The 13129-nt window shown below is 73.1% G+C and carries 10 protein-coding genes and 1 pseudogene; 5 read left to right on the forward strand and 6 right to left on the reverse strand.

Features of this window, described 5'->3' with window-relative positions; all coding sequences use genetic code 11:
• Positions 1-7: 7 nt before the first annotated feature.
• Entirely contained in the window at positions 8-2116 is a 2109-nt protein-coding gene (locus tag IEZ27_RS22225; RefSeq protein WP_229824216.1) for a sensor histidine kinase, read from the forward strand.
• Here IEZ27_RS22225 and IEZ27_RS22230 read toward each other — a convergent pair.
• Positions 2057-2665 (reverse strand): response regulator transcription factor, encoded by a 609-nt coding sequence (locus IEZ27_RS22230; protein WP_125631771.1) that lies wholly within the window; start codon positions 2663-2665, stop codon positions 2057-2059. The two genes, IEZ27_RS22225 and IEZ27_RS22230, sit on opposite strands and share 60 nt — an antisense overlap.
• Before the next feature lie 98 nt (positions 2666-2763).
• Between IEZ27_RS22230 and IEZ27_RS22235 the strand changes: the two genes are divergently transcribed.
• Entirely contained in the window at positions 2764-3498 is a 735-nt protein-coding gene (locus IEZ27_RS22235; protein WP_185844493.1) for an ABC transporter ATP-binding protein, read from the forward strand.
• The gene (locus IEZ27_RS22240; protein ID WP_229824244.1) at positions 3495-5831 is read left to right on the forward strand and encodes an FtsX-like permease family protein; all 2337 of its coding nucleotides are present in this window, start codon (positions 3495-3497) and stop codon (positions 5829-5831) included. Before IEZ27_RS22235 ends, IEZ27_RS22240 begins: the two co-directional genes overlap by 4 nt.
• Here IEZ27_RS22240 and IEZ27_RS22245 read toward each other — a convergent pair.
• Positions 5820-6941 carry a glycosyltransferase gene (locus tag IEZ27_RS22245; RefSeq protein WP_189648969.1) on the reverse strand — a complete coding sequence of 374 codons (1122 nt, stop codon included), beginning with the start codon at positions 6939-6941 and terminating at the stop codon, positions 5820-5822. The two genes, IEZ27_RS22240 and IEZ27_RS22245, sit on opposite strands and share 12 nt — an antisense overlap.
• Positions 6938-7774, reverse strand: coding sequence for a glucosyl-3-phosphoglycerate synthase (locus IEZ27_RS22250; RefSeq protein WP_189648970.1), 837 nt, complete (start codon positions 7772-7774; stop codon positions 6938-6940). Before IEZ27_RS22250 ends, IEZ27_RS22245 begins: the two co-directional genes overlap by 4 nt.
• Here IEZ27_RS22250 and IEZ27_RS22255 point away from each other — a divergent pair.
• Together IEZ27_RS22255 and IEZ27_RS22260 are read left to right on the forward strand one after the other, a co-directional pair.
• Positions 7730-8824 carry a Gfo/Idh/MocA family protein gene (locus IEZ27_RS22255; protein WP_229824217.1) on the forward strand — a complete coding sequence of 365 codons (1095 nt, stop codon included), beginning with the start codon at positions 7730-7732 and terminating at the stop codon, positions 8822-8824. The two genes, IEZ27_RS22250 and IEZ27_RS22255, sit on opposite strands and share 45 nt — an antisense overlap.
• Before the next feature lie 4 nt (positions 8825-8828).
• Positions 8829-9938: a zinc-binding dehydrogenase gene (locus IEZ27_RS22260; protein WP_229824218.1), complete on the forward strand. Its 1110-nt coding sequence runs from the start codon at positions 8829-8831 to the stop codon at positions 9936-9938.
• Positions 9939-9947: 9 nt separating this feature from the next.
• Here IEZ27_RS22260 and IEZ27_RS55590 read toward each other — a convergent pair.
• From IEZ27_RS55590 to IEZ27_RS22275, 3 genes and pseudogenes are all read right to left on the reverse strand, one after another.
• Positions 9948-11192, reverse strand: a pseudogene (locus IEZ27_RS55590) (MGH1-like glycoside hydrolase domain-containing protein); the annotation flags it as partial.
• Complete coding sequence (locus IEZ27_RS22270) at positions 11123-11911, reverse strand: sugar phosphate isomerase/epimerase family protein (RefSeq protein ID WP_189648973.1); 789 nt, start codon at positions 11909-11911, stop codon at positions 11123-11125. The pseudogene IEZ27_RS55590 and the gene IEZ27_RS22270, both read right to left, overlap by 70 nt.
• On the reverse strand, positions 11908-12939 hold the full coding sequence (locus IEZ27_RS22275) for a zinc-binding dehydrogenase (protein WP_189648974.1): 1032 nt from the start codon (positions 12937-12939) through the stop codon (positions 11908-11910). The genes IEZ27_RS22270 and IEZ27_RS22275 overlap by 4 nt, the downstream gene beginning before the upstream one ends.
• Positions 12940-13129: the final 190 nt, after the last annotated feature.

Here is a 13129-nt window from a genome sequence, read left to right on the forward strand (position 1 = left end):
TTCTGGGGTGCGTGTCGCCCGGATGATCGTCGTCGTGCTCGTGGCCGCCCTGGCCGGCGTCTACGTGGTGGCCGGCGCCTGGGGGGCGCTGCTGGTCCTCGGCGCGCAGTGCGCCTTCACCCTGCGGGTCAGGAAGGGGTGGCTGCTGGCCGTACAGGCCGGGCTGGTCTACGCGGTGACGCTGGGGCAGGGCGCTTCCGTGGCGATCCTGGGCTTCCTCGCCGGGTCGCTGCTGGTGACCCGGTGGTGGGCGCTCGCGCCCGCGGTGGTGTTCAGCGGCGTGGTGATCCACCACTGGCGCAATCCCGGTGACGCGGTCTCCACGACGGACCTCGCGATCACGACGCTGCTCATGACGCTGGTCGTGTTCGGTCTCAACCGGCTGGTCGACCGGGTGGCCGAGATGGAGGCCACCCGTCCGGCGCTGGCCGCGGCGGCGGTGGCCGAGGAACGGCTGCGCATCGCCGCCGAGCTGAGCGACGGCCTCGGGCGCGGCCTGGCCGCGATCGGGGCGGGCGCACGGCGGGCGCTGACCGCGCCGTCGGACGCGGCGGAGGTGCTCGGCGAGGTGGTCGCGACCGCGCGGCGGTCGCTGGCGGACGCGCGCGCCGCGGCGGCCGGCTACCGCGCGATGTCCCTGGCCCCCGAGCTGACGACCGCCCGCGCCCTGCTGGAGGCGGCGGGCGTCGGCGTGGAGGTGCGCGCCGCTCACACCGAGCCGCTGGGCCCGGCGGGCGCGCTGCTCGCCTCGGTGCTGCGCGAGGCGGTCACGGATGTCGCCCGCCGCGGCACGGCCACGCTGTGCGTGATCGAGACCCGGGAGGAGCCCGCCGGAGGCCAGGTACGGCTGCTGGTGGCCGACGACGGCCGCCGTACGGCCGAGGACGACGACCCCGGCGGGACCGGTACGGGCGGCGTCGGCGGGCTCGGGCGGCAGGTCGCGGCGGCGGGCGGCACGCTCACGCGCGGCCTGTCCGGCCAGGGCCGCTACACGGTGGAGGCCGTGCTGCCCACGACGCGCCCGCCCGCGCCCGCCCGGCGCGAGCCGCCCGACGTCTCGGTGGTGCTGCTGGCCGCCGTACTGGTCGGGTTCAGCGTCAAGGCGCTGCTCCAGATCCCGGCCGGGCTGCTGGTTCCCGCGATCGCCGGGCTGACCGTGATCGTGATCCTCCAGCTCCGGTCGGTCTCCGGCCGCCACATGGTGGCGCTGGGGGTGATGGCGGCGCTCACGTTCGCCCCGATCCCGGTGTTCGGGCCGATCTGGCTGGGGTCGTCGGGGTTCCTGGCCGGTCCGGTGCTGCTGGCCTTCCGCCCGCGTACGGCCTGGCCACTGGTGGGCGCGATCCTGGCCGCCGTCTGGACCGTCGCCTCCCTGTACGAGCTGCCCGGCCGGGTCAACGTCACGGTGAGCACGCTCACCACCGGCCTGCTCGTCTACAGCCTCCTGCGCCTGGCCCAGCTCGCCAAGGAACTGCACGCGGCCAGGGAGAGCCTGGCCCGCTCGGCCGTCGTGGAGGAACGCCTGCGCGCCGCCCGCGACCTGCACGACCTGCTCGGCCACAGCCTGGCCGCCATCCTGCTCACCTGCGAGCTGGCCCGCCGCCTGCCCGACCCGGCCCGGGAGCTGGAGAACGTCCTGACCATGGCCGAGCACGCCCACCACGACCTGCGCTCGGTCACCGGCGAGCAGCGCGAGTTGTCCTTCGCCGCCGAGGCGGAGTCGGCCAGGAAAGTGCTGGCGGCGGCCGGGGTCGAGGCCACCGTACGGCTCGCGCACCCCGGCCTGCCGGCCGAGGTCGAGACCGTGCTCAGCGCCGTGCTGCGCGAGGCCGTGACGAACGTGTTGCGCCACAGCTCCGCCCGCGCCTGCGTGATCTCCACCTCGGGCGGCGACGGCGAGGTCGGGCTGCGCGTGCGCAACGACGGCGCGGCCGCGACGGCTCCCCGGCGCGGCTCGTCGGGCCTGGGCAACCTCACCACCCGCCTGGCCACGCTCGGCGGCCGGCTCACGACCGGGGCCGAAGGCGGCTGGTTCCAGCTCGACGCGCGCGCCCCGCTAGATCCAGCCGGCCTCGGTGGCGATGCGCACGGCGTCGGTGCGGTTGCGCGCGTTTAGCTTGGCCACGATGGCCGTCAGGTAGTTGCGCACGGTCCCGGCGGTCAGGTGCAGCCGCTGGGCGATGTCGGGCGCCTCGGCCCCGCCCGCCACCAGCCGCAGCACGTCGGCCTCGCGCGGCGTCAGCGGGTTGTCGGCCAGGTCCCAGGCGGTGAGCGCGAGAGAGGGGTCGAGCACCCGGCCGCCCGCCGTGACCTCCCTGATCGCCGAGACCAGGTCCTCCGGCGGGGCCGTCTTCAGCAGGAAGCCGTCCACCTGGGCGGTCAGGGCCCGCTTGAGGTGGCCGGGCTTGCCGTACGCGGTGAGCATGAGCGTGCGGCAGGAGGGCACCCTCGCCCGGATCTCCGCCGCGGCGGACAGGCCGTCGAGCGTGCCGGGCATGTCGATGTCGAGGACGGCCACGTCCGGCCGGTGCACGGCGGCGGCGGCCACGGCCGCGTCGCCGGACTCGACCGCGCCCACGATCTCGAAGTCGGCCTCCAGCCCGAGCAGGGCCGCGAGCGCATGCCTGATCACGGCTTGGTCCTCGGCCAGAAGTACGCGAATCACGGGGACATGTCTACCAGTGTCCGAATCATGATGACGTCATGGGTGATCGGTGATCGTGTCTCTGGTGGGCGTACACGCAGTTCAGCAGGCTTGGAGCCATGACGGACGTAGTGCGTTTGGACGCGGTGAGCAAGGTGTACGGGAAGGGCCAGGGCGCGGTGGCGGCCCTGCGCGAGGTGTCCGTGGGCATCCCGCGCGGTTCCTTCACGGCGGTGATGGGCCCCTCGGGGTCGGGCAAGAGCACGTTCCTGCACTGCTCGGCGGGGCTCGACGTGCCCTCGTCCGGGTCGGTGCGGCTGGGCGGCACGGAGCTGGCCGGCATGGACGAGACCAGGCTCACCGAGCTGCGCCGGGAGCGGGTCGGCTTCGTGTTCCAGGCGTTCAACCTGATCCCGGCGCTCGACGTGATCGAGAACGTGACGCTCCCCCTGCGCCTGGCCAAGGCCCCCGTGGACCGGGAGTGGCTGGCCGAGATCCTGCGCCGGGTCGGGCTGGAGGGCAGGTCGGGACACCGGCCCGCGCAGCTCTCCGGCGGCCAGCAGCAGCGGGTCGCCATCGCCAGGGCGCTGGTCACCAGGCCCGAGGTGGTGTTCGGCGACGAGCCGACGGGCGCGCTCGACACGATGACCGCCCGCGACGTGCTCAGGCTGCTGCGCGAGGTCGTGGACGGCATGGGCCAGACCGTGGTGATGGTCACCCACGACCCGGTGGCCGCCTCGTACGCCGACCAGGTGCTGTTCCTGGCCGACGGCCGGATCGTGGACGCGATGACCGCGCCGACCGCCGAGAAGGTGGCCGAGCGCATGACCAGGCTGGGGGCGTGGACGCGATGATGATCTCGCTGGCTCTGAGGACCCTGCGGCACCGGGTGGCCGCCTTCGCGGGCGCGTTCTTCGCCCTGCTGTGCGCCGCCGCGCTGGTGTGCGCGTGCCTGATGCTGCTGGAGACCGGCCTGCGCGGCGACGTCGTACCCGAGCGGTACGCCGGGGCGCCCGCGGTCGTGGCGGCCGACCAGTTCGTCCGCCAGACCGTCGTCAAGGGCGACGGCGACACCAAGACGAAGGCCAAGGCGCTGGGCGAACGCGCCTGGCTGCCCGAGTCCGTCGTGGCCGGGCTGCGCCGCGACGGCCTGAAGGTGGTCACCGAGGTGACCTTCCCCTTCGGCGGCTTCACCGGGCACGGCTGGGAGTCGGCCGCGCTCACCCCGTTCACCATCGCGAAGGGCCGCGCCCCGCGCGCCGACGACGAGGTGGCCGTCGATGCCCGCGCCGGGCTCGATGTGGGCGCCGAGCTGCGCGGATACCGCGTCGTCGGGGTCACCGCGCAGGCCCTGCCGAGCCAGGACACGGTGTTCTTCAGCACCGCGCGGGCCCGCAGCCTGGCCGGTCACCCCGGACGGGTGAGCGCCGCCGGCGTCTTCCCCGGCCTCGACCGGGCTCCGGAGGGCGCCGTCCTCTACACCGGGGACGAGCGCGGCAGGCTGGAGTTCCTCGACGCCGAGCAGGCCCGGCTCAAGCTGATCAGCATGGGCGGCTCGCTGGCCGGCACCTCGCTGCTGGTCGCGATCCTCGTCGTGATGGGCACGTTCGCGCTCTCCATCCAGCAGCGGCAGCGGGAGCTGGCCCTGCTGCGGGCCATCGCGGCCACGCCGAAGCAGGTGCGCGGGCTGGTGGGCGGCGAGGCGCTGCTGGTCGCCGCCGCCGCCGGGACGCTGGGCGCGGCGGTGGGCATCGGGCTGGGGTTCTGGCTGCGTGGGCAGTTCGTGACCCTGGGGGCGGTGCCGGCGAACCTGCACCTGGTGGTGAGCCCGTTCCCGCCGCTGGTCGCGCTGGCGGCCACGGTCGGCGCGGCCTGGGTCGCGGCCCGGGTGTCGGCCCGCCGCCTGACCCGGATCCGCCCGGTGGAGGCGCTGGGCGAGGCCGCTCTCGGTCCCGCGCGGCTGCCGTGGTGGCGGCTGGTGGCCGGGCTCGTGGCGCTGGCCGGGGGCGTGACCCTGACGCTGGTCCTGTCGGGTCTGCACATCGAGGCCGCGGCCACGCCGGTGACCCTGCTGACCGCGCTGGTCTGGACGACCGCGTTCACACTGCTCGGCCCGGTGGTGGCGCGGGTGGTGGCGGCGCTGCTGGCGGTCCCGCTGCGGATCTCGCGGGTGGGCGGCTTCCTGGCCGCGCGCAACCTGCGCGCCGGATCGGGGACGCTGGCCTCGGTGATGTCGCCGCTGACCCTCATGGTGGCGATGACGTGCACGATCCTGTTCGTCCAGACCACGATGGGGTACGCCGCGCAGGAGCAGGCCGACGCGGGCACCCGCGCCGACTACGTGGTGGCCGGAGCCTCAGGCGCGGCGGCCCGCGCGGTGCCCGGCGTGCTCTCCGCGACCGAGGTCCTTCGCACGTCGGTACGGGTCGGCCTGGACAAGTACGCCGCCCAAGCCGTCGCCCGCCCCTCCGGCACCCTCGACCTCGGGGTGGTCGCCGGCTCCATGGACGCCTTCGGCGACGGCACGGCAGCGATCAGCCGGACCGCCGCCGACCGGCTCGGCCTGCGGCCCGGCGACCCGCTGAAGCTCACGCTCGGCGACGGCACCCCCGCCGCGCTGACGGTCGCCGCCGTCTACTCGCGCGGCCTCGCCTTCGGCGACGTGACGCTGCCGTACGCGCTGGTGACCGGGCATGTGGACAACCCGTCCGCGACGCTGCTCGTCCGGGCCCCGGGGGTGCGGGCGGCCACGCTGACCGCGGCACTGCCGGGGGCGAGCGTGCTCGACCGCGCCACGGCCGCCGAGGTGAGCGCCGCCAACCCGCAGGTCACCTTCGTGGCCCTGGGCCTGATCATCGCCTTCACGGCCATCGCCGTGGTCAACACGCTGGCCATGGCCACCTCGGCCCGGTCCGGCGAGCTGGCCGCGCTGCGGCTGGCGGGCACGACCCGGCGGCAGGTGCTGCGCATGTTGCGGCTGGAGACGCTGGGCGCGGTGCTGGCCGCCTCGGTGCTCGGGTCGGTGGTGGCGCTGGTGACGCTGGCCGCGTTCGGCGCGGGCATGACCGGATCGGCGGTGCCGCACGTGCCGCTGTGGACCTTCGCCGGGGTGATCGCGGCGGCGGCGGTCCTGTCGCTGGCCGCCACCGCCCTGCCCGCCCGGCTCGCGCTGCGGTCAGCGGCCTGAGCGCAGGACCCGGTCGTACAGGTCCAGGTAGCGGTCGGCCATCACGGCGGGCGAGAAGCGGCTCCGGGCCTCGCGGCGGCACTCGTCCGGGTCGATCTCGCCCGTCCGCGTGACCCATTCGGCCAGTTCCTCCTCGCTGTCGGCGAGGAAGCCGGTACGGCCGTGGTCGACGATCTCGGGGAGGCAGCCGCGGCGCAGGCCCACCGGCGGCACCCCGAGCGCCAGGGCCTCGACGACGGCCGTGCCGCCGGGTTCGTCCCACTGGATGGGGAAGAGCGCGGCGCGGGCGGAGGCGTACAGGTGGTCCCTGGCCTGGCCGCCGACCGCGCCGACCCACTTCACCAGGTCGCCGTCGAGGTAGCGGGACACCTGGTCGAGGTGGTAGCGCACGTCGGGGTGGCTGTGCAGCGGGTGGTAGGGGTCTTGCAGGACGTCGTCCAGCTCGGCCTGGCTGTTCCGGCCGCAGACCGGGCCGGCCACGACCAGCGGGAGGCCGAGCTTCTGGCAGACCCGGGCGGCCACGTGCTGGCCCTTCAGCCCGCAGACGCGGCCCATGACCACCAGGTGCTCGCCCTGCTCGGCCCGTACGTCCTGGCCGGCGAGCGGAGTGGCCAGGTAGACGGCGCCGAGCGAGGCCGCGCGCAGCGCCTCGGGAGCGCGGGCGAGCTGCGACTCCGACACCCCGTTGACCGCGATCGCCCCCGGGAACGCGCCGTAGAAGGCCGGATGTTTGTGCAGGTCCCAGTGGAGGGTGTGCAGGACCGGCGGCCCGCCCAGCGCCGACAACACCGCGGGGCCCACGACCTCCACGTGGTCGTGCACGAGGTCGATGTCGTCGCGGGCGCGCAGCTCGGCCGCCACCCGCGCCTGGTGCGCGTGCGCGATCCCCATGACCTGGTTGTACGGCTTCTGCAGCTCCGTGAACTGCCCCTCGTCGTACACGGCGAGCAGTTCGTCGGCCTCCAGCGTGCTCGCCGCCACGGACGCCAGCACCACGTTCACGCCGCGTTCGCGCAACGCGGGCACCAGCGTGGCCACCACGTTCTCGATGCCGCCGTAACCGGGCGGCGGGACCGCCAGCCACGGCCCCGCGTTGATCAGCACCTTCATACGACGTCCTCCTCCAACACCAGGGAGGCGAGCGGCGGTCGTTCCGCCACGGCCACGTCCACCAGGCCGGCCCGTCCGTCGAGCCCGAACTGCAGCAGCGTGCGGGCCGGGGACTCCGAGCTCACCACGCGGCCCTGGCGTTCGAGCCGGGACCAGGCAGTGTGCATGATCTGCCCGGCCATCCGGGCGAGCACGTCGCGCCGGGCGGCGTACTCGCCGCCGAGGGGCTGGCCGAAGCCCGCCAGCTCCGGCCAGAACATGTTGAGCAACGGCCTGGCCACCAGCTCGGTAACCCGTCCGCCCGCGCCCCGCCTGGGCACGCCGTCCTCGCCGGTGTAGGGCCGCTCGTACGTCGCCTTGACGAACTGCGTGCCGGGGTTCACCAGCAGCGGGCCGACCAGTCCCGACACGAAGTGCGCGCCGAAGTCGAGCAGGTCCGCGTCGACGTACACGACGAGGTCGCCGTGGGAGGCCGCCAGCCCCTTCCACAGCGCCTCCCCCTTGCCCGTCATCCGCGGCAGGTGGGGCAGCACCTCGTTCTGCGCCACGACGCGCGCGCCCGCCGCGCGTGCCCGTTCCGCCGTCGCGTCGGTGGAGTCGGAGTCGACGACGACGATCTCGTCGACGAGCGGCGCCCGCTCGACCAGCTCACGCCTGATCACGGTGACGATGTCGCCGACCGTGCGCTCCTCGTCGCGGGCCGGCAGGACGACGCTCACCGTGGTGTTGCCCTTGGCCGCGATTAAGGCGTCCACCGGCCATTCGGCCGCGGTGCTCGAATGCGGGCCGTGCCATTCCCGTACCCGGGCCAAGGCTCGTGGATCTGTTTCCATGCAGTCAGCCCCGATCTCATAGGGGCACGCCCCCTGCCCGAGCGCTGCGCCGTTGAACCTGTTTGTTTGTTCACCCATATAGGTGGCATATGTGGGTTCGTGGCCCCGAATACCCGCGTCGGCATCATCGGTGCCGGAAATGTCGCCGCTCGCCATGCAGACGTCCTGTCCGGTTTCCCCGATGTGACGATCGCCGGGGTGGCCGACACCGATCTTCACAAGGCCGAGGCGCTGGCCTCCGCGCACGGCTCCCCCGCTTACGGCAGTCACGCCGACCTGCTCGATGCCGGCGGTCTCGACGCCGTTTACATCTGCGTGCCGCCATTCGCGCACGGCACCCCGGAGTACGACGCCTTGTCATGCAATATGCCGATTTTTGTGGAAAAACCGCTTTCTCTCGATCTCGAAACCGCGGAAAAGATCGCCGCCGAAATCGAACGCCGGCAGCTCCCCTCCGCCGTCGGCCACCACTGGCGCTACCTCGACATCGTCGACAGGGCCAGGGAACTGCTCGACGGCCGTCCCGTACGACTGGCGCTCGGCCACTGGCTGGACAAGGTGCCCCCGGTCGGCTGGTGGCTGAACGCCGGCATGTCGGGCGGCCAGATCCTGGAACAGGCGGTGCACGTCCTGGACCTGGCCAGGCTGCTGGTGGGCGAGGTGTCGATGGTGCACGCCGTACCGGCCGGGAACCCCGTGGACGGCGAGATCGACCGCGCCACGTCGGCGGTCATGAGCTTCGCGGACGGCGCCGCCGGGCTGCTGGCCACCTCCTGCCTGCTGCGCCACAAACACCGGGTGGGGCTGGAGGTGTGCGCCGACGGCATCGCGCTGGAGCTCAGCGAGACCCGGCTGCTCATCGACGGCGAGGCGGCCGTCGAGGACGGCGGGCACGCCAAGACCCTCGTGGACCGAACGTTCATCGACGCGGTCCGGGGGAAGGACGCCGACGTGCGCGCGCCGTACGGAGAAGCCCTGCGCACCCACCGCCTGGCGCTCGCGCTGGCGCGGTCGGCGGCGGAACGGAGGCCGGTGATGCTCGATGAGTGAGGCCATGAGCACCACGCTCAGCATCGAGGCGCCCGGCGAGGTGCGGCTGGTGGAGGAGAAGCTGCCCGGCCTGCCCGAGGGTGGGTTCATGGTGGCCACCACGCACAGCGGCGTCTCGGCGGGCACCGAGCTGACCTACGTCAAGGGGGCCAACCCCTACCTGGGCTCGACCTGGGACCCGGCGCTCGGATTGTTCCTGCCGGGCACGCCGTCGGTGGAGTACCCGGTGCGCGGCATCGGCTACATGCAGGTGGGCCTGGTGGTCGAGACCCGTACGCGGGCCGTGGCCGAGGGCTCGCTGCTCGCCATGGCGTACGGCCACCGCACGGCGTACGTGGCCGACCCGATGGCCGACCGGTTCGTCGTGCTGCCCGACGACCTCGACCCGCTGCTCGGCATCTACGTCGCCCACATGGGCCCGATCTGCGCCAACGGCCTCCTCCATGCCGCCGCCGACCTGCACGGCCCGGCCGTACGGCACCTGGGCGACGGCGTACGCGGCCGGCGCGTGGCAGTGGTGGGGGCCGGCGTGGTGGGCCTGCTGACCGCGTCCTTCGCCCTGGCCTGCGGAGCGGCCGAGGTCGTGGTGCTGGACGAGACCCCGGCCAGGCTCGCGGTGGCCGAGGCCGTCGGCGCGCAGGTCCTGGCCGCCGAGGGCGACGGTGACCCGGCGGTGACGCTGAAACGCCGCTGGCGGCACGCCCCCGCCGATCGCGGCGCCGACCTGGTCTTCCAGTGCCGCGGACAGCCCAGGGCGCTGGCCCTGGGGCTCCGGCTGCTGCGCCCCCAGGGCACGCTGATCGACCTGGCGTTCTACACCCGGGGCGCCGACGAGGTGCGCCTGGGCGAGGAGTTCCACCACAACGGGCTGACGCTGCGCTGCGCCCAGATCGGCCGGGTGCCGCGCGGCCTCGCGCACGCCTGGGACAGGGAACGCCTCTCGCACGAGACGATCGGCCTGCTCAGGGAGCGCGGACGGCTGCTACGCGAGCACGTGATCACCGACGTCGTGGGGTTCGGGGAGGCTCCCGAACTTCTGGCTGATCTCGCGGCCCGACGGCGGCAGACCGTCCAGGCCGTGCTCAGCCACGACGTCGAGGATGAGGGCGGCTGACCAGCTGAAGTCCCGGCAACCGTGCCCGCGCAGGGTGAACGGGTTGAAGTACTCGCGGAAGCCGGAGTGGGCCACGGCGTGGATCATGCCCTCGGCGAGCAGGTCGGCCAGGTCGGGACGGCGGTCCCTGAGCCCCTGCCAGACGAGCCAGGTCAGGTTGATCCAGCTCGGCCCGCGCCAGTAGCGCGCCGGGTCGAACTCGGCCGTGGCGGGGGCGTGGCTGGGCAGCACGCCGTCCTTGAGGGAGAAACGGTCGAGGGCCGTGCCGATCAGCGCCTCGGCGATCTCCGTCGGCAGCCCGGGAAGCATGAGCGGCACCAGGCCGGCGGCGCTGCCCGACCGGATCAGCCGGCCCGTGCGCAGGTCGCGGGGGCGGAAGTGGCCGTCCTGGAAGAGGTGCCCGACCATGGCGGCGGTGACGGCGGCGGCCTCGCGCCGGTGGGGTTCGGGGTCCAGGCCGCACACCTGGGCGATCTCGGCGAGCGCCGTCTCGGCCATCCCGTACGCGGCGTTGAACAGCGGGTCCTCGATCTCGAACGCGCCGGCCCGCCGGTAGCCGCTGTCACGGTAGGCGGCGGCCAGGGAGACGTACCGCTCGTAGTCGCGGTCCGTGGGGCGTTCGTCGGCGCTGACGGTGTTGAGGTCTCTGCGTACGAAGCCGGTCGCGTCCGGCTCGACCGCCCGCAGCGGGAGGTCCCAGGCCGGACTGTTGTCCATGCCCGACTCCCAAGGGTGCACGATCGAGATCAGCCCCTCGGGCGACCGCCGGGAGGAGCGCAGGAACTCCTGCTGGGCGACGAGCTTGGGATAGATCCTGGCCAGGAACGCCGGGTCGGGCTCGGCCTGGTGCACCTTCCAGGCGGCCAGCGCGTGCACGGGCGGCTGGACGATGCCGGAGGTCGCCGCGCCGGAGGGCGCACGGGCGCCCCAGAAGGCGGGGCCGGGGAAGTAGGCGCCATCGGGCACGACCGGGTTGAACACGATGTGCGGCACCCGGCCGTCCGGCCACTGGGCGCCGAACAGGGACAGCAGCTCCGACCTGGCCCTCCGCGGCGACCAGCGGGCGTTGCCGATCGCGACGAAGGCGGAGTCCCAGCTCCACTGATGGGGGTACAGGCGACGGGAGGGAACCGTGTGGCTGCCGTCCCAGTTGGCGACCAGCACGCGCACGGCGTCGCGAAGGATCACAGGAATTTCCTGATGAAGGCCGCCGTCTGCGGGAGCACGATCTCGGGCTCGCCGCGCAGCCGGCATTCGAGGGCGAGGTAGCCGTCGAAGCCGACGGCGTCGAGCGTGGCGAGCTGCGCGCCCCAGTCGAGGTGGCCGGTGCCGGGCTGGTTCCTGTTGGACTCGCTGATCTGCATGTGGGCGAGGTACGGGGCCGCCTCCACCAGCGCGCGGCAGGGGTCGTCCTCCTCGATGTTCATGTGGTAGGTGTCGCCGACGATCCTGATCGAGTCCATCGCGCAGTACGAGACCGCCTCGGCGAGCGTGTTGACCATGTGGTTCTCGTACCGGTTGAGGGGTTCGAGCATGATCAGCACGCCGTTGCGCTGGGCGTGCTCGCCGAGGATGCCCAGCGCCTCGGCCAGCACCTCGCGGTCCTGCTCGGCCGTACGCGGCGGCTCGAACGGCGGCAGCCTGAGCGAGAACTGGCCCCAGGAGGCGGGCGTCATGACGCCGATGCCGCCCAGCTCGGCGATCACCGTGAGCTGCGACCTGAGCTGCTGGATGGCGTCCTTGCGCTTGGCCGGGTCGAAGTCGCCGATGAAGTGCGGCATCTCCACGCACACCGTGGGCATGACGACGCCGTCGGCCAGCGCCCGCTTGAGCTCGGTCAGGCGGCCGGCGAAGTGGAAGTCGCCCTTGCCCCTCAGCTCGATGGCGTCGAATCCGGCCTCCACCGCGAACGCGAACTTCTCCTGGAGGCTCCGGCCGGGCAGAAGCTGCTCCTGGGCGGCGAGCTTCATCATGACTCCTCGAATGTGAAGACGAGCTGGAGCACCTCGGACTGGTGCTTGTCGATCAGGTCGAAGGCCTCGGCGGCCCGCTCGACCGGCACGACGTGGGTGACGAGGTCGCCGACCTCGACCTCGCCCCGGTGCACGAGCTCCATGAACGTGCGCTGGAGGCGTTCGACGTCCCAGCGGTGGGCCAGCCAGGAGGCGACGCCGCCGATCTGGGAGGAGACGAGCTGCACCTGGTTGTGGTGGAACTCCTCGCCCAGCCGCAGCCCGATGCCGTCACCCTGGTAGAAGCCGGCCGCCACGACCCGGCCGCCCTTGCGCACGGTCCTGATCGCCTCCTGAAGGCCGAGGTGGTTGCCGCTGAGCTCGATCGCGGTGTCGGCGCCCTCGACGCGCTTGCGCATGAACTCGGCGACCGAGCCCGACCGCACGTCGAACGTCTCGGCGGCGCCGAACTTCCTGGCGAGTTCGAGCCGGTCGGGGATGGCGTCGGCGGCGACCACCCGGGCGCCGCTGAGCACCGCCATGCGGGTGGCGAGCAGGCCGATGACGCCCTGGCCGAAGACCGCGAGCTGGTCGCCCAGGTGCACGTCGGCGGCGTGTACGGCGTTGAGCGCGATGGCCCCGACCCGGGCGAAGACGCCCGCCACGGGGTCGGCGCCCGGCGGCAGGATGTGGCCGGCCAGCTTCTCGGCCGGTACGACCGCCTCGGCGCGGTGGCCCCAGATGCCCCACACGAGGCTGCCGACGGGCGGCTCGGCGACGTCGGGCGCCGCCTCCACCACCTCGCCGACCTCTTGGTAGCCCCAGCCGGACAGGGGGTAGGCGTGCGTCTGGCCTTCGAGGAAGAGCCGTCGCTCGGTGTCCCACTTACGGGTGAGGTATGGATTGGTGCCGCGGTAGGCGGTCAGCTCGGTGCCCGCGGAGACCCCGGAAAAGAGGGTCCGGACCCGGACGGAGCCCGGGACGAGTTCGGCGGGCGATTCCAGGCTGACGCTGACACGGCCTGGCTCTTGGAAGGTGATGACGCGCATTCCCCACACTTACGCTTTTTGATCAAACAAAAGTCAAAGATTTAGTGCTTGTTTGCACACTATAGTTGCGCTTGAAACACTCGTAAGTCTACGACTTCTGCCGGTTGCCGCTGATGGAATCCAGGTTTCTGCCTGCCCGGTGACCGTTATCACAGCAGAACGGATGTTTCGCTGAGGACGCCCGTGATCG

The sequence above is a fragment of the Nonomuraea spiralis genome, from assembly GCF_014648435.1.
Taxonomy (GTDB): domain Bacteria; phylum Actinomycetota; class Actinomycetes; order Streptosporangiales; family Streptosporangiaceae; genus Nonomuraea; species Nonomuraea spiralis.

What these genes read in the sequence shown, in the direction of transcription:
- IEZ27_RS22235 (WP_185844493.1), top strand. Translation starts at nt 2,764, where the DNA reads ATGACGGACGTAGTGCGTTTGGACGCGGTGAGCAAGGTGTACGGGAAG.
- IEZ27_RS22240 (WP_229824244.1), top strand. Translation starts at nt 3,495, where the DNA reads ATGATGATCTCGCTGGCTCTGAGGACCCTGCGGCACCGGGTGGCCGCC.
- IEZ27_RS22245 (WP_189648969.1), bottom strand. Translation starts at nt 6,941, where the DNA reads ATGAAGGTGCTGATCAACGCGGGGCCGTGGCTGGCGGTCCCGCCGCCC.
- IEZ27_RS22250 (WP_189648970.1), bottom strand. Translation starts at nt 7,774, where the DNA reads ATGGAAACAGATCCACGAGCCTTGGCCCGGGTACGGGAATGGCACGGC.
- IEZ27_RS22260 (WP_229824218.1), top strand. Translation starts at nt 8,829, where the DNA reads ATGAGCACCACGCTCAGCATCGAGGCGCCCGGCGAGGTGCGGCTGGTG.
- IEZ27_RS22270 (WP_189648973.1), bottom strand. Translation starts at nt 11,911, where the DNA reads ATGATGAAGCTCGCCGCCCAGGAGCAGCTTCTGCCCGGCCGGAGCCTC.
- IEZ27_RS22275 (WP_189648974.1), bottom strand. Translation starts at nt 12,939, where the DNA reads ATGCGCGTCATCACCTTCCAAGAGCCAGGCCGTGTCAGCGTCAGCCTG.